General features: G+C 47.6%; 30 protein-coding genes. 21 read left to right on the plus strand and 9 right to left on the minus strand.

Going from position 1 to position 25,888, the window contains the following annotated elements; all coding sequences use genetic code 11:
- Nucleotides 1-62: 62 nt before the first annotated feature.
- The 12 genes from ACFQZR_RS09990 (at nt 63) to ACFQZR_RS10045 (ending at nt 7,990) form a co-directional block, all read left to right on the plus strand.
- Nucleotides 63-1,529, plus strand: coding sequence for a serine hydrolase (locus ACFQZR_RS09990; protein WP_379345356.1), 1,467 nt, complete (start codon nt 63-65; stop codon nt 1,527-1,529).
- A gap of 33 nt (nt 1,530-1,562) precedes the next feature.
- Nucleotides 1,563-2,078 (plus strand): GNAT family N-acetyltransferase, encoded by a 516-nt coding sequence (locus ACFQZR_RS09995; protein WP_379345358.1) that lies wholly within the window; start codon nt 1,563-1,565, stop codon nt 2,076-2,078.
- A 16-nt stretch (nt 2,079-2,094) separates the two neighbouring features.
- Nucleotides 2,095-2,940: a class I SAM-dependent methyltransferase gene (locus ACFQZR_RS10000; protein ID WP_379345360.1), complete on the plus strand. Its 846-nt coding sequence runs from the start codon at nt 2,095-2,097 to the stop codon at nt 2,938-2,940.
- Nucleotides 2,941-3,076: 136 nt separating this feature from the next.
- On the plus strand, nt 3,077-3,208 hold the full coding sequence (locus ACFQZR_RS10005; RefSeq protein ID WP_379345362.1) for a hypothetical protein: 132 nt from the start codon (nt 3,077-3,079) through the stop codon (nt 3,206-3,208).
- Between the two features lie 17 nt (nt 3,209-3,225).
- A complete protein-coding gene (locus ACFQZR_RS10010; RefSeq protein ID WP_379345364.1) occupies nt 3,226-3,750 on the plus strand; it encodes a GNAT family N-acetyltransferase in 525 nt (174 codons plus the stop codon).
- Between the two features lie 142 nt (nt 3,751-3,892).
- Nucleotides 3,893-4,276, plus strand: coding sequence for an ankyrin repeat domain-containing protein (locus ACFQZR_RS10015; protein ID WP_379345366.1), 384 nt, complete (start codon nt 3,893-3,895; stop codon nt 4,274-4,276).
- Nucleotides 4,277-4,305: 29 nt separating this feature from the next.
- On the plus strand, nt 4,306-4,887 hold the full coding sequence (gene pgsA, locus ACFQZR_RS10020) for a CDP-diacylglycerol--glycerol-3-phosphate 3-phosphatidyltransferase (protein ID WP_379345368.1): 582 nt from the start codon (nt 4,306-4,308) through the stop codon (nt 4,885-4,887).
- A gap of 60 nt (nt 4,888-4,947) precedes the next feature.
- Nucleotides 4,948-5,622, plus strand: coding sequence for a hypothetical protein (locus tag ACFQZR_RS10025; protein ID WP_379345370.1), 675 nt, complete (start codon nt 4,948-4,950; stop codon nt 5,620-5,622).
- 17 nt (nt 5,623-5,639) lie between these two features.
- Nucleotides 5,640-6,137 (plus strand): GNAT family N-acetyltransferase, encoded by a 498-nt coding sequence (locus tag ACFQZR_RS10030; protein ID WP_379345372.1) that lies wholly within the window; start codon nt 5,640-5,642, stop codon nt 6,135-6,137.
- A gap of 123 nt (nt 6,138-6,260) precedes the next feature.
- A complete protein-coding gene (locus ACFQZR_RS10035; protein ID WP_379345374.1) occupies nt 6,261-6,548 on the plus strand; it encodes a hypothetical protein in 288 nt (95 codons plus the stop codon).
- On the plus strand, nt 6,545-7,285 hold the full coding sequence (locus tag ACFQZR_RS10040; RefSeq protein ID WP_379345376.1) for a WecB/TagA/CpsF family glycosyltransferase: 741 nt from the start codon (nt 6,545-6,547) through the stop codon (nt 7,283-7,285). Before ACFQZR_RS10035 ends, ACFQZR_RS10040 begins: the two co-directional genes overlap by 4 nt.
- 60 nt (nt 7,286-7,345) lie before the next feature.
- A complete protein-coding gene (locus tag ACFQZR_RS10045; RefSeq protein WP_379345378.1) occupies nt 7,346-7,990 on the plus strand; it encodes a hypothetical protein in 645 nt (214 codons plus the stop codon).
- On the opposite strand, the gene ACFQZR_RS10050 is transcribed toward ACFQZR_RS10045, so the two are convergent.
- Nucleotides 7,976-9,298 (minus strand): MFS transporter, encoded by a 1,323-nt coding sequence (locus ACFQZR_RS10050; protein WP_379345380.1) that lies wholly within the window; start codon nt 9,296-9,298, stop codon nt 7,976-7,978. The genes ACFQZR_RS10045 and ACFQZR_RS10050 overlap by 15 nt on opposite strands.
- 136 nt (nt 9,299-9,434) lie before the next feature.
- On the opposite strand from ACFQZR_RS10050, the gene ACFQZR_RS10055 reads away from it, so the two are divergent.
- Nucleotides 9,435-10,439: a hypothetical protein gene (locus ACFQZR_RS10055; RefSeq protein ID WP_379345382.1), complete on the plus strand. Its 1,005-nt coding sequence runs from the start codon at nt 9,435-9,437 to the stop codon at nt 10,437-10,439.
- Between the two features lie 26 nt (nt 10,440-10,465).
- Here the strand turns inward: ACFQZR_RS10055 and ACFQZR_RS10060 are convergent, their stop codons facing one another.
- From ACFQZR_RS10060 to ACFQZR_RS10070, 3 genes are all read right to left on the minus strand, one after another.
- Entirely contained in the window at nt 10,466-10,843 is a 378-nt protein-coding gene (locus ACFQZR_RS10060; protein WP_379345384.1) for a DinB family protein, read from the minus strand.
- Nucleotides 10,844-11,142: 299 nt separating this feature from the next.
- Entirely contained in the window at nt 11,143-12,363 is a 1,221-nt protein-coding gene (locus tag ACFQZR_RS10065; protein WP_379345386.1) for an MFS transporter, read from the minus strand.
- Between the two features lie 114 nt (nt 12,364-12,477).
- Nucleotides 12,478-13,074 carry a TetR/AcrR family transcriptional regulator gene (locus tag ACFQZR_RS10070; protein ID WP_379345388.1) on the minus strand — a complete coding sequence of 199 codons (597 nt, stop codon included), beginning with the start codon at nt 13,072-13,074 and terminating at the stop codon, nt 12,478-12,480.
- 181 nt (nt 13,075-13,255) lie between these two features.
- On the opposite strand from ACFQZR_RS10070, the gene ACFQZR_RS10075 reads away from it, so the two are divergent.
- Entirely contained in the window at nt 13,256-14,452 is a 1,197-nt protein-coding gene (locus ACFQZR_RS10075) for an oxalate decarboxylase family bicupin (protein WP_379345390.1), read from the plus strand.
- A 1-nt stretch (nt 14,453) separates the two neighbouring features.
- Here the strand turns inward: ACFQZR_RS10075 and dapA are convergent, their stop codons facing one another.
- On the minus strand, nt 14,454-15,341 hold the full coding sequence (dapA, locus tag ACFQZR_RS10080; RefSeq protein ID WP_379345392.1) for a 4-hydroxy-tetrahydrodipicolinate synthase: 888 nt from the start codon (nt 15,339-15,341) through the stop codon (nt 14,454-14,456).
- A gap of 139 nt (nt 15,342-15,480) precedes the next feature.
- On the opposite strand from dapA, the gene ACFQZR_RS10085 reads away from it, so the two are divergent.
- Entirely contained in the window at nt 15,481-16,362 is an 882-nt protein-coding gene (locus tag ACFQZR_RS10085) for a LysR family transcriptional regulator (RefSeq protein ID WP_379345394.1), read from the plus strand.
- Nucleotides 16,363-16,592: 230 nt separating this feature from the next.
- On the opposite strand, the gene ACFQZR_RS10090 is transcribed toward ACFQZR_RS10085, so the two are convergent.
- Nucleotides 16,593-17,888, minus strand: coding sequence for an aminotransferase class I/II-fold pyridoxal phosphate-dependent enzyme (locus ACFQZR_RS10090; RefSeq protein WP_379348792.1), 1,296 nt, complete (start codon nt 17,886-17,888; stop codon nt 16,593-16,595).
- Nucleotides 17,889-18,004: 116 nt separating this feature from the next.
- Nucleotides 18,005-18,619, minus strand: coding sequence for a pyridoxamine 5'-phosphate oxidase family protein (locus ACFQZR_RS10095; RefSeq protein ID WP_379345396.1), 615 nt, complete (start codon nt 18,617-18,619; stop codon nt 18,005-18,007).
- Between the two features lie 133 nt (nt 18,620-18,752).
- Between ACFQZR_RS10095 and pdxR the strand changes: the two genes are divergently transcribed.
- The 3 genes from pdxR (at nt 18,753) to ACFQZR_RS10110 (ending at nt 21,282) form a co-directional block, all read left to right on the plus strand.
- Nucleotides 18,753-20,228: a MocR-like pyridoxine biosynthesis transcription factor PdxR gene (pdxR, locus tag ACFQZR_RS10100; protein WP_379345398.1), complete on the plus strand. Its 1,476-nt coding sequence runs from the start codon at nt 18,753-18,755 to the stop codon at nt 20,226-20,228.
- Nucleotides 20,229-20,279: 51 nt separating this feature from the next.
- Nucleotides 20,280-21,065: a helix-turn-helix domain-containing protein gene (locus ACFQZR_RS10105; protein WP_018759280.1), complete on the plus strand. Its 786-nt coding sequence runs from the start codon at nt 20,280-20,282 to the stop codon at nt 21,063-21,065.
- 133 nt (nt 21,066-21,198) lie between these two features.
- Nucleotides 21,199-21,282: a putative holin-like toxin gene (locus ACFQZR_RS10110; RefSeq protein WP_018759281.1), complete on the plus strand. Its 84-nt coding sequence runs from the start codon at nt 21,199-21,201 to the stop codon at nt 21,280-21,282.
- A 274-nt stretch (nt 21,283-21,556) separates the two neighbouring features.
- Here the strand turns inward: ACFQZR_RS10110 and asd are convergent, their stop codons facing one another.
- Nucleotides 21,557-22,348, minus strand: a complete 792-nt coding sequence (gene asd / locus ACFQZR_RS10115) for an archaetidylserine decarboxylase (protein WP_379345400.1) — start codon at nt 22,346-22,348, stop codon at nt 21,557-21,559.
- 231 nt (nt 22,349-22,579) lie between these two features.
- On the opposite strand from asd, the gene ACFQZR_RS10120 reads away from it, so the two are divergent.
- Complete coding sequence (locus ACFQZR_RS10120) at nt 22,580-22,714, plus strand: hypothetical protein (protein WP_379345402.1); 135 nt, start codon at nt 22,580-22,582, stop codon at nt 22,712-22,714.
- Between the two features lie 215 nt (nt 22,715-22,929).
- Nucleotides 22,930-23,109, plus strand: coding sequence for a hypothetical protein (locus tag ACFQZR_RS10125; RefSeq protein WP_379345404.1), 180 nt, complete (start codon nt 22,930-22,932; stop codon nt 23,107-23,109).
- Nucleotides 23,110-23,177: 68 nt separating this feature from the next.
- Here the strand turns inward: ACFQZR_RS10125 and ACFQZR_RS10130 are convergent, their stop codons facing one another.
- Nucleotides 23,178-24,266: a YheC/YheD family endospore coat-associated protein gene (locus tag ACFQZR_RS10130; protein WP_379345406.1), complete on the minus strand. Its 1,089-nt coding sequence runs from the start codon at nt 24,264-24,266 to the stop codon at nt 23,178-23,180.
- 452 nt (nt 24,267-24,718) lie between these two features.
- Here ACFQZR_RS10130 and ACFQZR_RS10135 point away from each other — a divergent pair, with 452 nt between their 5' ends.
- Complete coding sequence (locus ACFQZR_RS10135) at nt 24,719-25,882, plus strand: glycosyltransferase family 4 protein (protein ID WP_379345408.1); 1,164 nt, start codon at nt 24,719-24,721, stop codon at nt 25,880-25,882.
- Nucleotides 25,883-25,888: the final 6 nt, after the last annotated feature.

Below are 25,888 nucleotides of genomic sequence, written 5' to 3' on the forward strand. Positions count from 1 at the left end.
GTGAATTAAGTAAGTAGACGACCTAAATTTGCTAGACGTAGAAAAAGAAGGAGTGTGCAGCAATGATCATGACAGAAACGAATCAAGCATTACAAGGAATTCGTCCATTAATTGAGCAGCAGATGAAATTGTGGAACGTGCCCGGTCTTGCGGTCGCGGTAATCAAAGATCAAGAAGTCATCATGGCTGAGGGTTTCGGTTATCGGGACGTGGAAGCGGGACTAGAGGTCACGCCAGAGACGTTGTTCGCGATTGGTTCGACGACCAAGGCTTTTACAGCAGTGGCTGCCGGCATTCTTGTCGATGAAGGAAAGATAGACTTGGATGTACCTGTTAAGAACTATTTGCCACACTTTAAAATGTATGATTCACTCGCAACCGAACGGGTCACGCTTCGAGATATGTTATGTCATCGTACAGGGCTGCCGAGGCATGAACTCATGCACTATAATTCTTCCTTTTCTCGAGAAGAAGTGATTGAACGTTTACAGTACTTGGAGCCGAATCAAGATTTTCGTTCAGGTTGGCAGTATCAGAATATTATGTACATGGTTGCAGGTTATATCGTAGGACAGCGTCTGGGAACAACATGGGAGCAAGTTGTTCAAGAAAAGATCTTGAATCCATTGCAGATGAATGTAAGCAACTTTTCAGTGGAAGATTCCCAAAAACAACCGAATTACGCTTTACCGTATATAGATAATGGGGATCAGCTTCAGCGTATTCCATTCCGAAACATTGATCTGATTGGTCCCGCCGGGTCGATCAACTCGAACATTATGAATATGGCGAAATGGGTTATGGTTCTTCTCGATAAAGGCGTGCAACAGGGACAACGGATTGTTTCAGAAAGTAGCTTAGCAGAAGTGTTCAAGCCTCATATGCCTACGGATTCGTGGATCACAAAAGAAACTCCGATGTGCTGCTATGGCCTTGGGTGGTGCATTGAACCGTATCGAGGTCACCAAGTGCTTCATCATGGAGGTGGTATCGATGGTTTTACGGCGGAGGTAGCCTTCTCACCAGATGAGAATCTAGGTGTCGTTATTTTAGCCAATAAAAACGGTAGCCCACTTCCTTTGATATTACGTCATAATCTATTTGATCGGCTGCTGGGGTTGGATGAGATCGATTGGAGCGGTAGAATACGCGGTACGGGAAAAGAAAATGAAACAGAGAATCAAGATGAAACGCACCAGCCTGAAGAAGAAGCGAAAGAGCAGGAAATAACCAAAGAAGCAGAGACCCTTCCAACGCATCAAATGCACGAGTATACAGGAACTTACGAGCATCCGGGTTATGGGGAACTCGTTATTGATATGATCGATGATCATCTTCAAGTTACATTTAATTCGATTCAGCTTCCACTGGCTCGATTGAACAATCATGCGTTCGAACTGGATTATAAGCCATTTCAATACAAGACACCAGCTACCTTCTATACGGATGCTAATGATCATATCGTTCGTGTAGGCATTAAAATGCTGATAGAACCCGGCACAAAAGATATAGAGTTCGTGAAGAAGTAGGCTTACATTCGAGTAACAAAGAGGTGAATGGATATGAATCAGTTTGACATATCAGCAATTCCTTACGAGGACAAGACGCTCCTTCACCAACTCATTCAGCTATATCGGTATGATTCGAGTGAGTTTGATGGGCATGCTTTGACGTCGCACGGGTTGTATCTATATAAATATTTGGACCATCAATGGACAGATGAATATCGCCGCCCGTTGATTTTTAGAGTAAATGGTGAGTTAGCTGGTTTCGCTTTGGTTACTCTAGGCGTGCCGAAGGAATTCGTTAAGTTAAGCGAGGCAGATGAGACGAACACGATTAACGATTTTTTCATCATGCGGAAGTTCAGGGGCAAGGGGTATGGCAAGCAAGCGGCTTTCTCCATATTCGATCAGTCCCCAGGTGCATGGGAAGTCCGCCAGACAGCGGCCAACCTCCCGGCGAATCGCTTCTGGAATCGGGTGATTGAAGAATATACGAACGGAGCTTATACGGAGAAGGAACTGCAAGGGGAGGCATGGCATGGGCCTGTGCAGGTATTTATGACACGTAAGTAGAGGAGCGTTGTAAGCGGTGGAAGAACGAAATTCAACCTATAATATTCAGCATTCGAGTATTGGGATGGAAGCCGAGGTCAAGCGGTTAAAAGTTCAAGCCCAGATGGGCTGGGAGAAGGAGTTTCGGAACCTACAATGGTTCGGGCTTCAAGATGGCATGAAGGTGTTAGAAGTTGCTTGTGGTCCAGGGTTTATGACAGAGAAGCTAGTGGAGAATCTACCGAATAGCCCGATTACAGCGCTCGATATCGATCAAAGTCTATTAGATCAAGCGAAGGCATTATTGAAGCATGCTTCAGCAGATCACGTTGAATTCGTTCAAGCCTCTGCATATCACACAGGGCTGCCGGATAACGAATATGATTTTGCGATAGCGCGGTTGTTATTCCTTCATTTACATGACCCACTCCAAGCCGCACAAGAAATAATGCGTGTTCTGAAGCCTGGTGGTACATTGGTGATTATCGATATTGATGATGGCATATTCGGGGCCATTGAACCGGAAATGGAGATTCTACCATTGATTCTGAGTAAAATAGCGAAGTCACAAGCATCTAACGGAGGAAATCGACATATAGGAAGAAGCTTGCCACGATTGTTAGCCAGCGCAGGGTATCAAGATGTTGATATGGATGCCGTTATTCAGCATAGTGATCTGCAGGGCCTGGATGGATTTAAGCAGCAGTTTGATAGTGAACGGTTCGCCGGATTTTATAAGCGAGGCATACTCAATGCCATGGAGTTCGAGAACTTGAAGCAATCGTACGAAGCATTTAGCCAAAACGCTGATGCTTATGCCATGATGGTGTTTCTGATGGCGTGCGGGACGAAACCGAAATCAACTATAGTAACAACGGGTTGAACATATACGTAAAATCCACAGGTGGTCTTATATTTCCACACTGTTGTGTACCGTTGGATTATTGGGTGCTTCTTTCACACAACTATCGCCTTCATTACATCTAATCATCTTTTGTGCGAGTATCATTGCCTTTATCGTGAGTGTAATCGGGTTCTATGGGGTTACGAATGGAAGGACTTATCTGCGTGCGGTGATCCCTCTCATGATCTCTACAGGGTTGATTATTTTTGAAGGCTTTGTTATTTTTATCGGACAATTATTGACGTGACAGGATGGTGGAGAACAATGTCTGAGCAGGTGTATTTAATCAAACCGACGGTAGAGTTAGAGGAAGCTTATTTAGATTTTTATCAGGATTGGATCGCAAGTGGAGAGAGTATGGTCCCATGGGTGATTAGCAAGGATCCATCCGATTTCCAAGGGTTGGTGCTATTTCAGACGGAGCGTGAGAAGGGTGAGAACTTGCCTGATAACTGGGTACCCGATTCTACGTATTGGCTCGTTTCTGAGCAGGATAAGGTCATCGGAGCTGTGAACATTAGACATGAACTGAACGAAAGACTGTTCCAATCCGGCGGTCACATTGGTTATGGCATTCGTCCTTCCGAACGACAGAAGGGTTATGCGACCAAGCTTTTGGCTCTTGCACTTCACCAAACCAAGGAACTGGGGATCTCGAAAGCTCTCGTTGTCTGTGATGCGACGAATATAGGATCGGAGCGAACGATTCGTAATAATGGAGGAATTGAGGATACGAATTTCGTAGAGGATGACGGCAATGTTTTGAAAAGATTCTGGATCACAATCTAGAAGCACGACGTATTTGCGAAAAGGTGCGGATCGGATGCTGGTTAATGATCATGGTGATACCCCCTATGATGTGTGTGTTAAACAAGGGCACCTAGAGTTAGCATTACTCTTCAAATAAATAGAATAGTAAGGGAGATTATTTATGGAAAGTAAATCGATTGCACCAGAACTTGTACAAAGTTATGTCGGTAGTGCGCACGGGGATTTTGAGCGTGTTAAAGAGCTGCTTGAGCAAGAGCCCGGCTTATTGAATGCTTGCTGGGATTGGGGGAATGGCGATTGGGAGACGGCTTTAGGAGCTGCCGCGCATATGGGAAGAAGAGATATCGCCGTTTTTCTCATTTCGAAGGGCGCCCGCATGGATATTTTTACGGCAGCTATGCTCGGAAAAATAGACATTGTTCGAAGTCTGATTAGTGATAATCCAGAGCTGAAGAATTGCCTAGGTCCGCATGGTATACCTCTTATTAATCATGCTGAAGCGGGTGGGGCTGAAGCTGCTCATGTCGTAGAATTTCTAAAGTAATAGTAAGCTCATGATCGGAGGGAACCCTCATGAATCTAGCGAATAAAATCACGATAGCAAGAATCGGGCTCATTCCTTTATTTATGTTGGCGCTTCAACATTATCCGGTATGGATGGTAGAGCGAATGCCTTTTCTAAGTCAAGTGAACCTGTATGGATCAGGTATAGCGGTGTTCATCTTCCTCCTGGCATCAACGACCGACAAACTCGACGGATATATTGCGCGTAAATATAATCAGGTGACGCCTCTCGGCAAACTGCTGGACCCCTTGGCCGATAAGCTGCTCATTTCGGCTGCGTTATTAATGATGGTGGAACAGCGTATGATTCCGGCGTGGATGGCGGTTCTCATCATTGGCAGAGAAGCAGTGATCACGGGAATTCGGGTCCTTGCTGCTGCAAGAGGCGTAGCACTAGCGGCTGACAAGCACGGCAAGCTCAAAATGGTCCTGCAAGTCGTTGCAATCGCCGCCATTCTACTCAAGAACTATCCATTTGCATGGATCACCTCTTTACCTGTTGATTTTATGTTGATGATCTTGGCGGTTGTCCTAACCATATATTCAGGGTATAAGTACATCGCGAATAATTATCGTACACTTCACTTATGAATACCTCATCTTCTCTAGAGAAATAATACCTAATATTTCCTGTTAGGAGTTGGATGAACGATGAGAGTAAAACAAAAGGTTCTAATTGCATCCATAGCTGGGCTATTGGTGATGTCCGGTTCAATATACGCAGCGGTAGCGAGTTCGCGAATTTTCATCAATGGCGCAGAATTTGCGAGCAGTGTGTTTAACCTGAAAATGGAGAACGGGACGGCGATGGTATCCTTGAAGTCGATTGTCGAAGAACTTCGTGGGAAGGTAGCTTACAAAGACAATGCCTTCTACGTCACGATGCCTGAAGCATCGGAGATGCAAATGCAGATCAATAGTCTCGAAAATGGACTCCAAGCTTATTCGCCAGAGGAAGCGGTTCAGACCTGGATTCGGGGCGTGCAGCGGAGAAGTGGTGGAATGCAATATGCGGTGTTGTCACCAAAGCTTCGTGAGCAGACGAAAAAGGAATTTATGGAGAGCTTCTGGGTGACAGGCGGTTCCAGCCCGCATATGGGCAAGGTGGATGCACTCCAGACGAAGACGATTTCGCCAGATCAAGTACAAATCTCTTTTCATTATCCGCTCGTTGCACAGGATAAGGTGATCGGCACAGGAAGTGCTGTATTAACGGTTGATAAAATTAAGCGAGAGTCCTTCGATTATTGGGGGATCTCACGTATTGCCTTGAAGGATCCCGGAGATACGGGTGTAATGATCGGGGCAACCAAGCTAACTTCCTAATCAATTGAGGTGATGGGTTGGAACTGAAGTTAAGTCGAGCGAAGGTATCGGAAGCGGAAGTTATATTCAACCTTCAACACGAAGCATTTCTGCCATTATTGGAAAAGTACAAGGACTACGATACGAATCCTGCGAATGAATCCATAGAAAAGGTCGTCGCTCGTATTATGAATCCGAGACGTGCCTACTACATGATTCTTTATAACGAAGTATCTGTTGGTGCTATTGGTGTTCGATGGGATGAGACAGAATCACATTATTGGATTAGCCCGATATTCGTCATTTCTGCCTATCAAGGACTAGGCATCGCGCAACAAACCATCAATGCTGTTGAGAGCATGTATCCAATGGCAGAGACATGGGAATTAGCTACGATCTTAGAGGAGACAAGGAATTGTTATCTCTATGAGAAAATGGGGTACCGCACAACTGGTGCTACGAAGCGACTAAATGAATTTGCAACACTGGTCTTTTACCATAAGAAAATGCAGCCTTCAAAGGCTGCCAGCTGTTGAGAAGCCCTGAGAATAGGGTTTCTTTTTTGGTTTAGGAACTTTTTCCCTCAATTGCATCGCAATATAGGAATGATTCACCGAAGTTTAAAATGCATTCGAGTTCCATATTACGGGACCTATAATATGAATCCAATCAGTGTTAAAATATGGACAGACCAGGAAATAACTGCAAAAAAGCAGTTAATCGGCCCGTTTAAGCGCGTCCCGCCTGAAATAACTGCAAAAAGGCAGTTAATCGGCCCGTTCAAGCGCGTCCCGCCTGAAATAACTGCAAAAAAGCAGTTAACCGGCCTGTTCAAGCGCGTCCCGCCTGAAATAACTGCAAAAAAGCAGTTAATCGGCCTGTTCAAGCGCGTCCCGCCTGAAATAACTGGTAAGACAAACAACCATGAAAGTAGGGTTTCTCCATGAAAGATACAGCACAGATCATGGGAATTCAGTTCCCTAAGCGAACGCTAGACGAATCCGTTGATATTCTCAGCCAAGTTGTCGAAGAGCCACAACCTGAGTTGTTCCATGTGGTTACAGTAAATCCAGAGATCACAATGGCTTGTCAGAAAAATACCGAGCTGCGTTCCATTGTCGAAGAAGCGAGCATGATCACCGCGGATGGGATCGGCATTGTCATGGTCTCCCGTATTAAAGGCAGCCATCTTCCAGAGCGTGTTACGGGATACGATATGCTTCTGAAGCTGCTTGAAGTAGGAAACGAGAAGAAATGGTCTTTTTATTTGCTCGGGGCAGATCCTGTAACCAATCCCAAAGCATGTGAGGTTATTCGTGCTACCTACCCGAATCTTGAGATTTGTGGGAATCAACACGGATTCTTTAAGCCAGAGGAAGAGGGAAGAATCATTGAAGAGATAAGCGCGGCCAAGCCGGATTTTCTGATCGTTGCGCTGGGAGCGCCTTACGCGGAACGGTGGATTTATCAACATAGAACCAAGTTGAATGCGAAAGTCGCAATTGGGGTTGGCGGAAGCCTAGATGTCATTGCTGGAAAAGTGAAGCAAACTCCTGAAGTATGGAAGCGTTGGAATGTGGAGTGGTTATATCGACTCATTCAACAGCCTCATCGTTGGCGTAGACAGTTGATTTTACCGCAGTTTGCGATTCGAGCCATTTTGTACCGCGAGGGACGACGTTAGCATAAGTCCGTTACGAGGGGTTCAATGCATTAGATCTCATGAAAAGTTGGGGGTGATTGCTTGGCATCACTTCACCGTATACAGTGGATTGATACATGCATTCGAAGGGGAAATTATCCGAATGTTGACGCGATCAAGGAACAATTCGAAATTTCAAGAAGACAAGCGATGCGGGATCTCGAGTATATGCGAGATTCACTCGGAGCGCCAATTGCCTATTGTTCTCGTCGTAGAGGATATTATTATGAGGATGAATCATTTGTAATTCCAGGCCCACAAATTACTGAGAGCGAACAAGAAATGCTATCTTTTTTAGCAGCCCATTACGAGGTTCTAGCTCAGCATAATCGTCGCACAACGGGAACGTTCACGGAACTAGCAGCGCTATTATCACGTCTTTCGGGCAGACCGCTAAACCTATCGATGAAGATTCATCAGATTCAACGAGATGGCATCATACCATTTCAAGCTGTGGCAAGACTAGAATCCCGGGATAAATCACTGAACAGCATTCCGACCTCGTTACAGCCATATTACCGAGGTCGGAATGAAGAACAGGCCATAATATTTGAATTCTATGATTCCTATGAATTTATCCCTGCGCTGTTAGCCTCGGGATTGACATTCGTCATTACGCATCCCAAATGGTTACGGCAGAAACTCATTCAATATCTCGATCGGATGCACCAGTTACATCGCGGATGATTTCGACGCCGCAGATTTCCGCCGCGTCCAGATCACAACCGGGATCAGTAACAGGGAGAGAAACCCTCCTGCGTAAGACAATACGGCATAACTGCTTGACGCAACGACCATACCGGAGAGGGCTCCGCCCGCTGCTCCCGCTAATGCCGTAAGTACATCCAGCGTTCCTTGCGTTTTGGCACGTGTCGATGCTGTGGTCGCATCTACGATCAAAGCCGTACCGCTAATGAATCCTAAATTCCACCCTAGTCCCAATAGTGCAAGGGCCGTAATCAAGAGAATGAGGGAATCCCCTGGTGCGATGGCAGCGAGTAACCCTGCAGCGAGCAGTGTGACTCCAGATGTGTAAGCCATGAAAGTCCGTCCCAATTTATCCACGAGGATACCTGTAACAAGAGAAGGAAAATACATGGCACCGACGTGGATTCCAATAACGAGTCCCACTTCACTCAGTCCGTGTCCATGGTGCTTCATATGGATTGGTGTCATCGTCATGATGGCAACCATTACGATTTGGGTTAAGACCATGACGGTTGTTCCCACAATGATCCCACGATTGTTGACGATAGAAGATTGATCTGCAGACGGGTTCGATTCAGCAGACTTCTTCGGTTGCTGCCTATCCCAGCTCTTCGCGATCAACAGCGGATCAGGTCTGAGAAATGCAAGTAATACGAGTCCGGCAAGGGTAAATGCTGCGGCTCCTAGCATAAATGGGCCTGCTAATGCAGGAACTCCCATAGAGAGGGCGAACCGACCCATCGGCTCGACTAAATTCGGACCTGCTACGGCGCCAAAGGTTGTCGAGACCATGGCAATACTAATGGCTGTTGCTCGTTGGGTAGGCCCCGCTAGATCCGTCCCTGCATAACGAGCTTGGAGATTGGTTGCGGTTCCCGCTCCGTATACACACAGCGAGGCGAACAATAAGATGATATTACTCATGATTGCAGCCATGACAACGCCAATCGCGCCTATTCCACCCACTAGAAATCCTAGGCCGAGCCCGAGCCGCCGCCCCGAACGCTGGGAGAATCGACCGATGAGAAAAGCGGATAAGGCAGAACCTAATGTGAGCAGGGCAGCCGGAATTCCGGCATAGCTATCTGTCCCGAGCATCTCTTGGGCTAATAGAGCCCCAACCGTTACCCCCGCAGCGAGACCTGCACCGCCAAAAATCTGAGAAATAACGACAATGAGCAGTGTTCTTTTATACAGCCTCTGCTGCTCAGCAGGGGAATGTATGTAGCTATCCGCTTTTTTTCTACTATTCTGGATAGCGGATGAATGTTCGTGTTTAAGCTCCATTCAAAATCACCTCCATCTAACAATACCATATGACAATATATGGCACACCCCTATGTTATATTTGAGGTAGTTCAAAAATTCAAGAACACGAATTTACGAATCAAAACGCTAACAGCGAAGATGGAGGTTTTTTTCGATGACTCAAGCATCTTTTCAAGCTGGAACAACGACAGCAAGATTAAGTCCATGTTGGACGACCTATCTCGGTGCAATACATGGTGTATTATCTGCAGCGCAAATGACGGATCTCTCTTTTAGCGAGATGGCGGGGATGACAGGAATGGCTTTTCAATTGATCATACATAAGCACTGCGATGTGGCATCGGTTACCGTCTACGATTGGGTAGGGCGCCATCGTAATGCGTTGGATCGGATTGGCGTGTTGTCGGAGGTCTATCATTATGAGCCGGGAGCACGAACCTATGAAGCAGCCCGAATACGCGCTGTTGAACATATTAAAGCTTCGATCGATCGCGGAATCGGCGTTATAGCTTGGGCTATCGATACGGGAGAGTTCGGGGTGATTTACGGGTACGATGATGAAGATGGCGTATTCCACGTAGATGGTGTGGATAAATTCAACCGTACACTTGGCAGTGATCCGATGCTGTATGCGAATATTGCGAAGAAGTTCTCACCCGCCCCGTTTCTTCATTATCAAATTCCAATTGAGCGTGTGCCTTATGACTGCGAGCAAGTGTACCGAGACTCGTTACATTATTATGTGAACGAAATGGAGAAAGAGGAGCATATTGCACCGGATTTCCAATGTGGATTCAAGGCGTATGATAACTGGATTCAATCGCTAAGAGAGGCATCCTATCAGGATTTCGGCCTGCGATATTTGGTATCGGTCTATGCGGAATCGAAAATGTGTGCTGCGGAGTATGTTCGCAAGTTATCGGAGACGTGGATGGGAATATCCGGGTTAGCTGATATTGCAGCAAAATTTGAAGAAGTATGGGAGATCTATCGGGTGATGTCGGAAGAGGTGCTCATGCAGGACTGGAATGGGAATCAACATCTTGGCAAGCCCGTATCGAAGACGCAGGTACAGCAAATGATACCGCTTCTGGAGCGGGCTAGGGCGTTAGAGGTAGAAACGGTCGGTCTGGTTAGACAAGCATTATCGATAAGCTGAGGAGAAGATCACACCTCGATCGCGGATCATCTCCACCAATCATCAATCAGCCGGTAGTCTTCTAATTTATTCAGAAAATCTTCTTTATTCAGGGAAACCATATAGTCCTTCAGTGCTTCGTAGCTCTGCTGCATACTATCACATAACTGCTGTGGATCCGTTACGTCCTGAATACTGCCTTCGATGCGCGCGAATTCGGAGCCATCCTGTTCCTGGATAATAGCGAGATCGGTTGCAGGGATCATGACGAGATGGTGTGTCAACTCGCGTAAGGAGCGCATGTTCTCCTGTGGACGATAATCCCACTGTTCGGTTGTAATGAGACCAACCAATCGTTGTGTGCTGATCACGCCATGCTCTAATTCATGTAACAAGTGGTCACGAATGATGGATACGGTACTCATTATAGAATTCCTCCTCAGTAAATGGGTCGCTGTTTCATAGATGCAATTTATTAGATTCATCGTAACGAATTCGATAGGGTTTAGCAAATTTTACATAAATCCGCGGTTGAGAGGTGTCCACTATACTAGAGATCATTAAAGGACCATACTTGCAATCTCCCAAGTGTCAGACGCCTATCCATTGAAGACAGCCGTTCCACCCGGAGGAGCATTCTCCTTCGCGGTCACCAGCGAGACGGGAGGATATAGCGGATTCGAAAAAGAGCGCCCCATCGGAGCGCTCTTCGTCATTTTACTAATTATGATTCGTTATTTTTCACTTTCATCTGAACCGGATCTGGAGCGCTAAGTCTTGATCTGAGGGCCAAAATGAACCCAAGGAATAGGATGATCGCCGCTGAGATGTACGGGAAATTCAAGTTCATGTCGAACAGGACGCCTGCTACAGCAGGACCGGCAATATTTCCGAGACTCGTGAATGCGGAGTTCAACCCGGCAATATACCCCTGTTGGTCTTCGGCTACCTTGGACATTTGCGTACCGATCGCCGGTCGCAAGATATCAATCGACAAGAACAGGATGAACGTGACGACAATAATCAGCCAATACGTGTGAACAGCGAGTGTTAGGAGAACGAATATGCTTGCGATGAGCAGACAGGTGCTAATCACTTTTTTCTCACCGAATCGGTTAAGCAGCCATCCAAAGATTGTGACCTGGACCACAGCGCCTGCGATGGAACCGAATGTAATAATGAAGGCAATATCTTTCGCTGTGAATCCGAATTTGTGATCCACGAACAGGCCGAAGATCGTCTCATAATTGGCGAGGCCGAATGAACACACGAATACAATGATCAGACTGATGAAGTACGGCTCGCGATAAGATTGAAGAACCTGCTTGATCAGAGGTTGTTTCTTTCGTTTCTCGTTATTGGCTGCGGTACGCTTCTCCACAGACCGAGATTCTGGCAGGATCAAGAAGGTAAGGACAGCTGCGACGACCCCAGCGACGGCTGCAGAGTAGAAGGGCACACGAATCCCGAAGTCTGCAATATACCCCCCAATTCCTGGACCAATAATAAAGCCGGTTGTAATTGCTGCATTGATGAGCCCCATCCCTTTGGCACGCTCTTCAACCGACGTCACATCAGCGGTGTAAGCCATAACGGAAGGCATAATGAGCGCCGCGCCCACCCCTCCGAGCATCCGGGAGAGGAATAAGAGTGTAGGTGCATTCGCAGCACCGAATAAATATTCGGAGACCGCGAAAACAATCAGACCGGCGATGATCGTTTTTTTACGACCCAATGTATCGGAAAGACGCCCTGCGATCGGAGAGCAGACGAGCTGGGTGACCGAAAATGCTGCGACGAGCAGACCAACGACACTTCCGGAAATATGAAGCTCGTTCATATACGTTGGCATAATCGGAATGACGAGGCCAATACCGGTGAAGACTAGAAATAGATTTAACATGAGGAGCAGCAAGGCCCCTCGATTACGTAGTAATAATGACATAATAATCTCCTTAACTGTTGAAAAAATAGAATAATACTGAATGTTCGGTCTATATTTTATGAAAATATTCGACCCTTTCGTTTACTAGAGAGGGCCGAGTTATGTTGAGCATCGCTAAGATTCGGTTGCAATGCCATGAAGGACGACTTGGATCGCCATTCGATAGAGCCCAAGCTTCTCCTCAAGCGTCGATTTCCGTGACATTTGATTTAGCCCGTAGGTTAGACTTTCCAAAATGATAGCCATATATTCCACGTTCAGCGACTTGAATTCGCTTTGCTGGATGCCATCCTGTAGTAAATCTTGATAGAACACCAAGTGGCGCGCAACCATCTCTGCAATTCTCTCTTCCGCTTCGGGCGTAATTTCCTCGGTGTAGAAGAATTCATCGGCAGCCTTCGTCAGCGGGTGATTCAGATCATCGAGCACCAGCTCTTCGGCAATCTGGAATAGTTTCTCGGTCGTCGTCTTGTACTGTGATTCCTTCTGCTTCCACTTCACTTCCCATTCCTGATCCCATTCATCGATTAAGTGGAGGAACAAGCCTTCTTTACTTTTGAAATGATAATAAATATTCCCTTTGCTGCTTCCTGTCGCTTCGACAATATCTTCAATCGATGTGGCTTTGTACCCCTTCAGTGTGAAAAGAGCCCTAGCCGCATCAGCTATCCGCTTCTTGGTCTGCTCACTCTGGATTTGCTTCTTATTCATCAGAATCCCCTCACTTGTAGGACGGATCATTATCCCAAAATCATACATACTGAACGCTTGTTCAGTATCTTATCAGAGTTTGCTAGTAGATTCAAGTCATAGGACGAGACGGATTGAGCATAGGTTACTTGGTGATGTATGATGTCGCTTGTGAAAAGTCAATGCGAGAGGAGTGAGTCTGATGGAACACCGTCAGAGAACTTCAACGGGAAATGGAGCTAGGAACGGGGATATTCCACAGCCAATCCGGCGCGAGGACGGTGCGGGTGCAACCGACCTTGGGCCTCGTGATGTGATGCGGGATTGCGAGAATCCGAATATGCTCGTTCCGCCGGTTACGGATAACGGTCTCATTCCGAACATGAGATTCTCATTCTCGGATACACATATGCAGCTCAATCAAGGCGGCTGGTCCCGGGAAATTACGGTAAGAGAGCTGCCGATCGCAACCACGCTCGCCGGCGTCAATATGCGATTAACGCCAGGAGGCGTACGTGAACTACATTGGCATCAGCAAGCGGAATGGGCCTTCATGATTATGGGCAAAGCGCGGATCACATCGGTGGATGCCGAGGGACGAAATTTTATTGCGGATGTCGGTCATGGAGATCTATGGTATTTTCCACCGGGGCTTCCACATTCGATTCAAGGGCTTGAGGATGGTTGCGAATTTCTATTGGTCTTTGATGACGGGCACTTCTCTGATCTGAATACATTATCGATATCCGATTGGTTCGCACATACGCCGCGTGATGTGCTCGCAGCGAATTTTGGCGTGCCTGAGAAGGCATTTGAGGATATTCCTAAGGGGCAAGTCTATATTTTTCAAGATCAAGTGCCAGGTTCGATCGACAGCCAGGAGGTTCAGTCCCCTTATGGAACGATACCGCTAAGCTTCAAGCATCAATTGCTGGCACAGAAACCGATTATCACACCGGGAGGAAGCGTACGCATTGTAGATTCTACGAACTTTCCAATCTCGAAGACGGTCGCAGCTGCATTGGTGGAGATTCTGCCTGGCGGCATGCGAGAGCTGCATTGGCATCCGAACAATGATGAGTGGCAGTATTATTTGACGGGGCAGGGGCGGATGACGGTATTCGGGGGAAATGGAGCAGCACGCACCTTCGATTACCGGGCAGGCGATGTCGGGTACGTGCCGTTTGCGTTCGGGCATTATATTCAGAACACAGGCACGGATACGCTGTGGTTCCTTGAGATGTTCAAGAGCGACCGGTTCGCTGACATTTCCTTGAACCAATGGATGGCGCTCACCCCACGTGATCTCGTGCGAGATAATTTGGATGTGGGAGACGAACTACTGAACGCGCTCCGCAAGGAAAAGTGGCCTGTGGTACGCTATCCGAAATCGCCATAGTCTAGGTTTGTAACTGCTGAACATAAGGCGAGAGTCGTTCACGCAGCTCAGGACTGATCGGGAGCATCGGTAGTCGTAAGCTTTCATGCTTGATGATGCCTTGCTCGTGAAGCAGCCATTTGAGTGGTGCGGGATTTGGCTCGGCAAAAAGGAGACGGACCAACGGCAGCAGCGCGTTGAATTGCGCTTCAGCATCGGCGTGCTGACCAGCTACAAATGTATTATAGAACGTGACGAATCGATCGGTATGCACATTGGCGGATGCGGACATCATGCCTTTCGCTCCAGCGGATAAGGAAGCGTAGAGCAGCGTATCCTCGCCGCATAGGATCGGCTTCGTCTCTGAGCCTTGCGCAAGTGCTGTCACAAGATCGGTGTTCGGCGTGCTGTCTTTCATCCCGATCACACCATCGATATCGAGGATTCGACGAACCGTATCATGTTTGAGCTTAAGCCCGGTACGGTGTGGAATTTCATAGAGAATGACAGGTACGCCTACCTGCGCCGCTCTGCGGAAATGCTCAACGACCCCTTGCTGCGAGGGACGATTGTAGTAAGGGACGACGACTAGTACGGCCTCTGCGCCAAGCTTACCAGCCTGTTCGATGCGGGATACCGTCGAACGGGTATCATTGGTGCCTGCCCCAAGGACAATAGGGATGCGGGAGTCAGCTAATGCGCTTTGTGCGGTTGCCATCATGCGTTCGATTTCTTCTTTCGAGGTCGATGGCGATTCGCCTGTCGTACCGTTCAGCACGATGCCATGCACGGCACTCTTCGCTACGGTCGATACGAGATAATGCAGCGATTCCAGATCAAGCTCTTCATTTGCGTCAAATGGTGTCACGACGGGAACGTAGACGCCGTGTAGTTGGTGTTCATTTAGCATGAATAGGAGTCCTCCTTCAAGTGGATGATGCGATGATTCGTTTCTTCCACCTTATCATGGAATATTCCATCGGAGTTATCTATAATAAGTGATCATAGGTATCGAAAATATTGATGATTCAGTGGAGGGCGGACGAGCGATGGATATGACGACATTTCAGACATTCCGCGAGGTAGCAAGACGAGGCAGCTTTACTCGTGCAGCTGAAGCACTGGGTTACGCGCAATCTAGCATTACGGCACAAATTCAGAAGCTAGAGCAGGCGTACGGGGTTACGTTATTCGAGAGGGCTGGCAGACAGATGCGGATGACGCCGCCAGGGGAAGAACTCTTGAAGTTCGTCCTGCCGATGCTGGATTTGTATGCGGAGTCGATGGAGAAAATCTCGCAGCAAATGGGCGGCACGCTGACGATCGGAACGATCGATTCGCTCGCTGCTTATGTAATGCCGACGTATTTGCAGCAGCTGCGTGTGGAAATCCCAGGACTATCCGTTCATTTATTCCCGGACCGTGAAGATGTTTTGCTCGCGAAGGTGAAGGAAGGGGATTACGATATTGGCTTGTTGCTCGACCGGATCCCGGCAGATCCTGCTCTGCAATGTCAGGTTGTGCGTGAAGAGCCGCTTGTTCTTATTGCTGAGCCTGGACATGCCCTATCGACACGGGCGCAGGTCGAGATTGCGGATCTCGAAGATTGTGAATTCATTATGACGGAAGGAAGCTGCCTGTACCGCAGTATGTTCGAACTGCTATTGAAAGATACGAAGATTAGGTATCGTACTGTCTTCGAGCTGGGCAATTTGGAGGCGGTCAAGCATTGCGTGATGAAGGGGCTTGGGATTGCGCTCTTGCCGCGCGTTGTTGCGGAGGAAGAAATTCAACGTGGGAGTCTTGCGGTCATCCCGTTCCACCACCCCGACCTACGCATCTACCTGCAATGGGTGATGCACCCGAAGAAGTGGCGTTCCGCTGCGCTCGATCATTTCATCCGACTGATGGATAATACACATCTCCGCTAACCCGCTAACGAACCGTATCATGCTTATTCTCTAGTAAATCGTATTTTTTTGTGCTAACGAACTCAGTTATCGCTATTTGATCAAATTCAGGTGAAATTGGGCGAAATTGAAGACAATAGCGCCGCTGGAGTTCGTTAGAATTTCAAAACACGGTATTTTGCGCCAATAAGCAATGTAGGGTTCGTTAGCCGCCACACAAGCCGCCAACGAACCCTACATATTAAGCTATATTAGCCTTGCAAATCCAATACGCCCTGGTAAATCGTATCGAATAGATCTTGCAGATACTCTTCTTCAATACAGGAGAACGCTACACGAAGATCTGTCTCGCCAAGGGCGATCGTTCCGATCTGATATTGATCAAGCAAGTGTACACGCAGTTGATCGGCATCCACGGTATTCAGCTTCAAGCACATGAAGTAACCGGAGTTGAACGGATAATATTCCCATACATCCCCGTATTTGCCGCTGTCGAGGATCGATTTGACCTTATTCGCACGGCCTTTCATGATGTTGAATTTCTCAAGCTTCTGGCTTTCGAACTCCGGCGAATTTAGCGCATGAAGCACGAAAGTCTGTGAAGGATGCGAACAGCTGGAGATCGTCGCACGAATGATACCAAGTGCTTTTTGCTCCAATGCCGTAAGTGCGGCAGCTGATTCCGATGCGAATGTGATGAATCCAACGCGGAAGCCCCATACATATTCTTCTTTGGTTGCGCCGTCGACTTTGATCGGCAGGATGTTCGGATGTAACCCCGCCAATTTACCGAATAGCGATTCTTGCAAGGAATCTTCGAAGAAGAGTCCGAAGTACGCATCGTCCGTTACGACAACAAGCTTAATGCTCGCTTCCGCACCCGCTTGAAGCGCTGCGATAATCGCGTCACCGTCTTCGATGCTTGGCGTGTAGCCCGTTGGGTTGTTCGGGAAGTTCAATACAACGATGGCTTTGCCTTTGTCACGTTGCGCAAGAATCGCTTCCCGAAGTCCTTCGCTGTTGAATTTATAATCTGCTGTATAGAGAGGGAAATTCACGATTTCTGCACCGCGGCGAATACCGAAAGTCAGCTCGTAGTTCTCCCAGTTTTTATCCGGGTAGATCACCACATCGCCTGCATCAGCGAACAAGTCTGCTACGATACTTAGGCCGTGTGTCAATGCATTTGTTACCATCGGGTTACCGAAGGATTTGCCTTCGAGCGATGGGTTTTCATGAAGCATTTTGTTCCGCCAAGCAGTACGCAGCTCAGGTTTGCCTTGCGGAGGTGCGTAAGGATAGAGATCCTTCGGTTGATATGCGGACAATGTGTCCTGAATGATGCTCAGGTGCATTGGTCCTTTGCCTTCGGTTGCAATTCCGATCGTTGCATTATATTTTTTCGCTTTACTACCAGCTTCTGCCGATTGGCTCAGAATGCCTTCCTTTGGAAAGTAGATCTGCTTCCCTAAAGTTGATAACATCGCGTATACATGTGGTGTTTCTTCTTGCAGAGTGTTGTTCAATTGCTGGGCTAATGGATTCATTTGTTTTGTCATCCTTCCAGAATCAGTTTCAGAGGTTTCATGATTATTCGTGCCTAAACACATTCCCCATATTATAGCATTTTGGAAGGCAACCGTCACTTGCAGGATAGGAATTTTCACTGGTGGTGCGGGCAATATTTTTCCATCAATGCGATGGTCTCTTCATCGAGATCCAATTGGCGCTCTGCGAGACCGGATGTGATCTGATCGAATTTCGCTTCGGAAGCATTTTGTCCGAATTTGAACTTGGCCGTAATCGATTCGACGGAGAGGCGAACCATAGCTACGCCAGCCACCTGTTTAGCATACTTCGGATCCGACATATCGAATGGGGCATAACCGCCCTCGGGCTGTAATTTCTGCATGAAGGCTGCGAAGACGCGGGCTTTCTCTTCTAGATCTTCCATAATCGAAGCTGTGCCTTTGAGCAGAACCGATTTGAAAAAGGCCGTTGCTGGACAAGCATAAGTCGGCTCGGTGAAATACGACGGGATAATCGCATACTCTTTGGCTACCGAGAAGGTGACGCGCGCATCCTTTTTCATCTGCCGCATCTTATCCCCAATTTTACTGCCATGAAAATAAATATCGCCTTCGAAGTACACATAATTCAGCGGTGTAATATGCGGCCAACCATCCTCACTAATCGTGCCTAGAAATCCGAAGGTCATCTCCGCTAAAAAGGATTCAATTTCTTGTTCTTCTTGGATCGAAAATTCTTTTCTACGCATGGTTCTTCCCCCTGGCTCATCTTTTTCAACTAACAATAACGGGGAAGTTGACAATAAAAAAGAACCAATTTAGAGTATTTTTAATAGACCATTTCGTCGTGAGATGGATGGAATGGTGCGAGGGGGTACGGAAATGGATTTTGGTGTGCCATTTGCATCCTATTTGCAGGAGTACCGGTATAAATATTTGGCCCTATTTCATGCCCTTCGCGCAGCGATTCTTGCAGGGACAATCCCGCATGGCGCGAAGCTGCCTTCGACGCGGGAAATGTCGGACCTGTATCAGCTGTCTCGCGGTTCGGTTAATCAAGTGTATGACATGCTGTTGGCTGAGGGATATGTAACTGCTGCGATTGGCAGCGGGACTTATGTAACCTATGAGCTGCAGGAGCCGCAGGGGACAGATCCGGAGAGCAGTCAACACATTGCGCTCTCCGCATGGGGGAGACGGGCCACACAGGGGATGCCATTGCCACGTGAAAATTGGCCGGAGTCACTGAAGCAGCCGTACATTAGCCTAGAGATGGGCAAGATGGTGGTGGATGCTTTTCCCACGGACGCCTGGAACCATGTACTCTATCAAGAAATTCGGCAGCTCGAGTCCACCCGAATGGATACGGAACATCCGGATACGTTAGGTCATGTCCCGTTACGCGAGGCGATCGCGCTCCATCTACGTCGGATGCGCGGGATTCAAGCCGATGCGAAGCAAGTCGTTATTTTCAACGGTTCGATGCATGCGATCGCATTACTTACGCAGCTGCTCATCGATCCAGGGGACCGCGTGATCGTCGAAAATCCGGGTTACATGGGGATGAAGCGGGCGATCGAAGCGGCTGGAGGCATCGTGAAACCGAATGCGGTGGATGAACATGGGATTTTGGTGCAAGACTGGGAGGAGAAGCTGGTCTTCGTCACACCGAGCAGACAGTTCCCAACGGGTGCTGTGCTCAGTCTAGAACGCCGACAGCAGCTGCTCGCATGGGCAGCAAGGCGGAATGGCGTCATTATCGAGGACGATTATGATAGTGAGATCAGGTATGGCGGCAGGCCCATTGAGCCGCTCAAGTCGCTGGACCTTGAAGGCCGTGTTGTCTATGTGGGGACTTTCTCGAAGACGATGTACGCAGGGCTTCGAATCGGGTATGCAGTATTGCCGATGTGCCTCGTTGAACCGATGCGGCGTGCGAAGGAGATCTACGAGCCGAGTCCCATTTCGATGATCGAGCAGCGCGCTCTAGCAGCCTTTATTCAGAATGGGCATTATGAACGCCATTTGCGTCGCATGCGCCGAATATATAGCAGGAAATATGCATTTTTTTATCGAATGATGCAGGAACATGTCGGTCATTTGTTTAATGTATTACCTTGTGATGCCGGGATGCATGTCTATGCGTCGTGGAAAGGAACGGCGAAGGATTATGAGGCCTTCCGATGCTCCGCAGCAGCGCATGGTGTTGGCTGGACAGACGACAGGAGGTATCTCTATTTGCCAAGTACGCAGAATGCTGCTTGTTTTGGATTTGCGCATTTACAAGAGGAAGAGCTTCTTCAGGGCATTCTGAGGATGAAGACAGCATGGGAAGATAGACACATATATAACACGTAGCAATGAAGATTGTCGTAAGAAAGCTTTCGCAGATCAGTAGGAGGGAATCCGATGATTGATGTATCACCTTCATCATTTGTATTAAAACCAGCTTTTGCCAAAATCGTATGTGAACCGAACTGGAAGTGGGCCAAGCGGGAAAAGCCGCTTGAAAACTTCGATCTGTTCTATGTATGGAGCGGCGAAGGCGAATTGATTCTGAACGATGAGCCGTACCAAGTGGGCAAGGGTAGCTGCTTCTTATTTCGTCCTGGGGATCACACGAGTGCGACGCATAATCCACAGAAACCGCTTGTCCTTACGTACATTCACTTTGATATTGAAGAAGCCTTGAATCTTATTCCCGCTCGTTATCGAGTGATCCAGGATACACTTGATTTTGAATATTTATTATCTCGTTATGTTCGATTGTTCCTCGTGCAGACGTTCGCCGCCGATGTTGAGGCGAAGCTGATGCTCAAGCAGATGATGATTCATTTGCTTCGGGAAGAGCAGGAGGTACCGGTGGAGAAGAAAGTGAGCAACCAGATCACCGAAGTGATCCATGAGATCGCGAACTATATTCGTCAGCATCCGAGCGTGCAGCATCGCGTGGAAGATTTAGCGAAGCGGGCGCAGCTGTCGCCGCGATACTTTTCCATTAAATTCAAGGAGCTGATTGGCGCTTCCGTCCAGTCTTACATTATTCGGACGCGGATCGAACGGGCGGAGCATTTGCTGCACCATGCAGGGATGAATGTGACTGAAGTCGCGGATGCGCTCGGTTATCGGGACATTTTCTTCTTTAGTCGACAATTTAAGCAGTATACTGGAAAAAGTCCTTCGGAGATTCGTTAGAAATATTAGGAATAAAGAAGGATTTCACACAAAGCATGTTCCTATTTTGGAAAAATATGTTATAATCAAAACACAATAGACTAAGGTGAACGGTTGCATTCCTAACAAGTCGGAGGACGGAGGGGGTGTTACTATGGAAGTAAAGGATGCATTAACATTGATGCTCTCATTTGGGCTATTTCTCATTACTTTACTTTCGTACATGAAAAAGAAGTAGACCTCCCTTGATTTATCTTCGCGGATAAGGGAGGTCTTCGGATACGATGCTATGCAGCCGGCCGCCTATGAAGGCGATCTATTGTCAAGGCCGCAGGTGCGCCAACACTTATGGCCTTTATGAACGCTCTCCATCCCGCCAAGGATGTAGGGCGTTTTTTGCATGATTATGCAATAATTGGTATAGCTTCGGGCAGTGCTGCCCTTTCACATAACGCTATTCTAACATAGTTGCCAATATTTTGAAAAGGGCAAATCTCACACTCACGTCCAGATTAGGCTTTTGGATGGATTGTACCGAGTGCTTCGCCCATTTTGACTGTGGAGCCGAGCGCTAGATCGCTTCGCGGGGTGAAGGTGCCGTTCTCTGTGAGCAGGACGACGGTGGATCCAAATTCAAAATAGGCGAGATCCTGCCCTTTCTCCCACGATTTAGGCAGCGGTTTCACGTATTGAATGCTGCTGACATTCATCGCGCCGACCTTCACAACAACCACTTCACCAAAATGATGACGTATGTATGTAATTAGCCTTTCATTCCGGCTAAGCACCCGCTTCATGTGATGGAGTCCAAAATCGTTGACCGGATAGACTTTTCCCGGTACATGCTCGGATTCAACCAAGTTCCCTGCGATAGGCGTATGAATGCGGTGATAGTCAGTTGGGCTTAAATAGAGGACGAAATAAGTTCCATGCTTATACTTTTGCGTATAAGGGGATTGATTGAGCAGCTCCTCGATCGTGTAATCTTGCCCCTTCACGTTCAGCAGCAGTCCATTTTCAATCGGACCGATTCCTGTGATCAGTGCATCGACAGGGCTGACGAGGGTATCCGGATTCGGATCGATCGGACGAAGTCCCGGCTTGAGCCGTCTTGTAAAAAATTGATTCAACGTACGGTATTCATGTAATGCTTTCTCCGCATCTTCAATTGATATTCCGTAAATCTTTGCAAATCTCGGAATGAGATGCCGGCTTGCGCTGGAATGGGCGAACTTCCCCGTCAACTGTGAGATCCACTTCCGTGAGGAGAGCTCGGTCATTAACCGCAGCAATGATTTGGCCATGTTTCTTTCACCCTTCCTTCTCATCCGTTATATTGCCATATAACGCAGTGTAAATCAATACGGAAGATGGCGGGGCGAGTGTTCGTGGGAGATAAGCCGAGACAGACTGTCGCCATGCTGTAGAGGAAATTAACGATTTTCAAGTCATGTGCAGTAGATTAACTTTTGGAGTTCTTCTTGTTAGGTTTTACGGTTATGGGAGCGGCGAATACAGTACAATCGTGAACGGTTATGTTGTTAAAGGATAACGCTCAAAGCGTTACGGTTACCGTCATGGATCCTACTTTGTTCAAGACGATGAAGATTGGTGATGAAGGAAGGGCGACGGCAAAAGGGGATCTATTGATTAGCTTTGAAAAGAGTTAATTAAAAAGCCGCGTGATGATGCCGCAGTGTCACCCTCTGCTGCCTACACTGGATATTTGCAGTAACTTTCTATGCATTTGTATCCGGTTAAGGACTACCCTGTATTTTTGCATTTACTTTGTGTGATTGGGCTAAAAAGTGTTAAATGGAGGCCTCTATCCTGCTTGAATTCATGATAGGAAGTAAATGGGGTGCAAACCGTGCCCTTATGTTGCATGGAATCCATGATAGGTAGAATCGTATGCGAGGATCGGACAGGAATCCAGGCTCAAATGAATCTGCTTGGACGAGTTGGTTATACGGAAGTAGCAGACCATACAGTGCTTTATTTGATGAGTAATGGTTACACGACGGGTAGTACGTTGTTCCCGGATGGAGGATATATTTTACTGTAATTTCAATAGACAGATAGTTAACACCAAAAGCCCCGCAAGTCTTCATCAGGCCTGTGGGGCTCTTCATCTTAATGAGATTGCTTCAATACATGACTCGCATACGCGATTGGGTTGCGGAAGGTTGACTTCCAGACCTGCGTCAGTCCCGCTTCGCGGAAGCTGTAGCGCTGATCCCGGCCATTGCATTCGATGAACATGGGAACGCCTTCTTGGGTTAGGCCAATATCGAGCCCTACGTCCGCGAGATGGGGGAGTGTCATTTCCAGGCGTTTGACAATATACATAGAGAGGAAGCTAACGTGATTCATGAGGTACTCTTTGGAAAGGGTTGGTAGAGCTCTTGCGATTACTTTATCCGCAGGCAAGCTGGTGCCACCTCTAGCGAGATTGGTGACATACCGATGGTGGGCGGCGACACGTGCGATCATGCCGGTGATCTGCCATTCGCCGTTCACGTTTCGCTGTACGGATACTCTTAGGTCGAAGGGACGACCTTGGTATTTCGCGAGTGGAATATATTGTTGAATAAGATATTGTTCTTTTCCAATTTTACGCTGGATGACGCCAGGCAGCTCACCCATACGACATTTGACCGTTCTCCAGACGGTCCTTCTGCCTGTGATCGGGTAGGTTGCATGCCAAGTGCCATGGATGCACCGGAGCTTCATGACCCCGCGCCCTAGACTGCTGTTATTGGGTTTCAAGATCAGTTCAGTATGTCGTTCCATCATCTGTTGCAGGTTCACATTGCTGAGCGGAAGGGTCTCCGGCAAATGTGTCTTGAGCATCAGATCATGCTGGAGCAATCCATGAACGTATAGCTTCCCATAACGATTTTCTTCGTTGAAGATATAAATCCCGCTCGCGATGAGTGATCGAATCTGGTGATAACAATCGGTTTTGAAATAGATCGCTCGATTGTGCACGACACGGGGCGTGGGAACACTTTTTTGGATATACCCATACTTCGACTTGACATAAGCGGTTGTGAACGGCTCCCCTGGTTGAATATCTGCGAGGCGAAAATAACACGGGATGATTCCGAATTCTTGACCGGCCTCTTCGTAGGCGGATAATGATTCGTTCTGCGTCCTACCTAACGGTATGCCGCGATACGCACTGGCATTGAGTAATATGCCCACATAGGCTCCCCCCATGAGCTTTTCTCCTCCTGTTCTATCGGATACATAAACGTTTGATGCTTGTATATTAGAGTATGAGTTAGGTGGATGTTTCGAAAAGGCGATTGCTGACGGTGATTTGACCATTTTTGGCGAAGTCATGATCGTTCTCGGACGAAGGTGTATATGCTGTGATATAGAAGTATTCATTCGTGCGAGTTTAATTTAGGCAAAACCTAAATGAGTACCTGAAATGTTTCTGAAGGAAACATACTTCGTAAGCAGAGGCTCTTCGAGGGTGAACGCAAGATTCGATGTCGAATCCACATCATGAAAATACTTCGTGATGAGATAAACCTTGATCGAAGTCATTTCATTCGATGATGAGCGACCGCTATTAAGGTAGGTTTATTCGCCAATCAGAATGTTCACATTCTGATGTGGGCAAAAGATGATTTTTTGAATATCCTCTGGAAGGGAGAAATACGATGGGACGACCTAGCGTGGCAATTGTTACACCGGGCTCCTTTCCGATTCCTTCGGTGCGAAGCAGCTCGGTGGAACGGGTGGTTGAGCAAGTCGTTCCGCTGGTGCAGCATCGGCTCCATTGTTACATTTTTGGCCGTACTGTGAAGCATCTTCCTAGCTATGGGACGGTTCATGGCGTACCTTGTTATCGGGTTCCATACGGAAGCGGAGCGCGTTACATCCAAGCGGTGATCATGCATCTGCTCTTCCTTAGACCAGACATCATACAAGTTGAGAATCGACCCAGATATGTCCTGGCGATCAAGAAGCGTATGCCGCATGCGTGTGTATTTCTCTATTTGCATTCGATGACCTATATTTCGAAGACCGTCATACCGGATCGAACCTTGCGCCGCGCACTGCAGTGTGCGGATCAGATAATGGTGAACAGTATGTTCATGAAGGAGCACCTTATTAGTCGGTTTCGTGATATGGAAGCGAAAATTGTCGTAAATCATCTTGGGGTCAATCCTGAGCAGTTCCAGCTTCATAAGAGTGAATTCGGGTATAGGAATGTAACTAATGACTGGAAGATTCGTCAAGGGTTATCGGGACGGCGAATCATATTATTCGCAGGAAGATTGAATCCCCAGAAGGGGGTGCATCATCTGCTGGAAGCGATGCGGTACATCGCGTTGATAGAGCCTTCAGCTGTGCTGGTCATTGTGGGCAGCGCCTTCTATGGTTCAAGACGACGGACCGCTTATGTTCGTAAATTAGAGCGGATGGCACGGAGAATCCCGCATCATGTACAGTTTATACCGTATGTCCCTTATGATGAGATAGCACGCTGGTTCAGCATTTCTGATGTTGTCGTTGTCCCTTCCGTACGGGATGAAGCATTCGGGCTTGTCAATGTGGAGGCCATGGCTGCAGGGGTGCCTGTGGTTGCTGCGAGGACAGGCGGAATCCGTGAGATTGTGCAGCATCATATAACAGGGTTCCTCGTAGACACGCAGCAGCTCACGAAGGAACTCGTCCCGTATATCCTATATATTCTGCGAGATGCTTCGCTCCAACATCGGTTGGGTCAGGCAGGTGCGGAGCGGGTGCAGAAGTATTTCACATGGCAGCATACAGCGGATCGCTGGGCCAGCCTAATCGAACAACATGCCAGTGTTTGATTGAGT

The sequence above is a fragment of the Paenibacillus sp. GCM10027629 genome, assembly GCF_042676425.1.
In the GTDB taxonomy this organism is placed as follows: domain Bacteria; phylum Bacillota; class Bacilli; order Paenibacillales; family Paenibacillaceae; genus Paenibacillus_K; species Paenibacillus_K terrigena.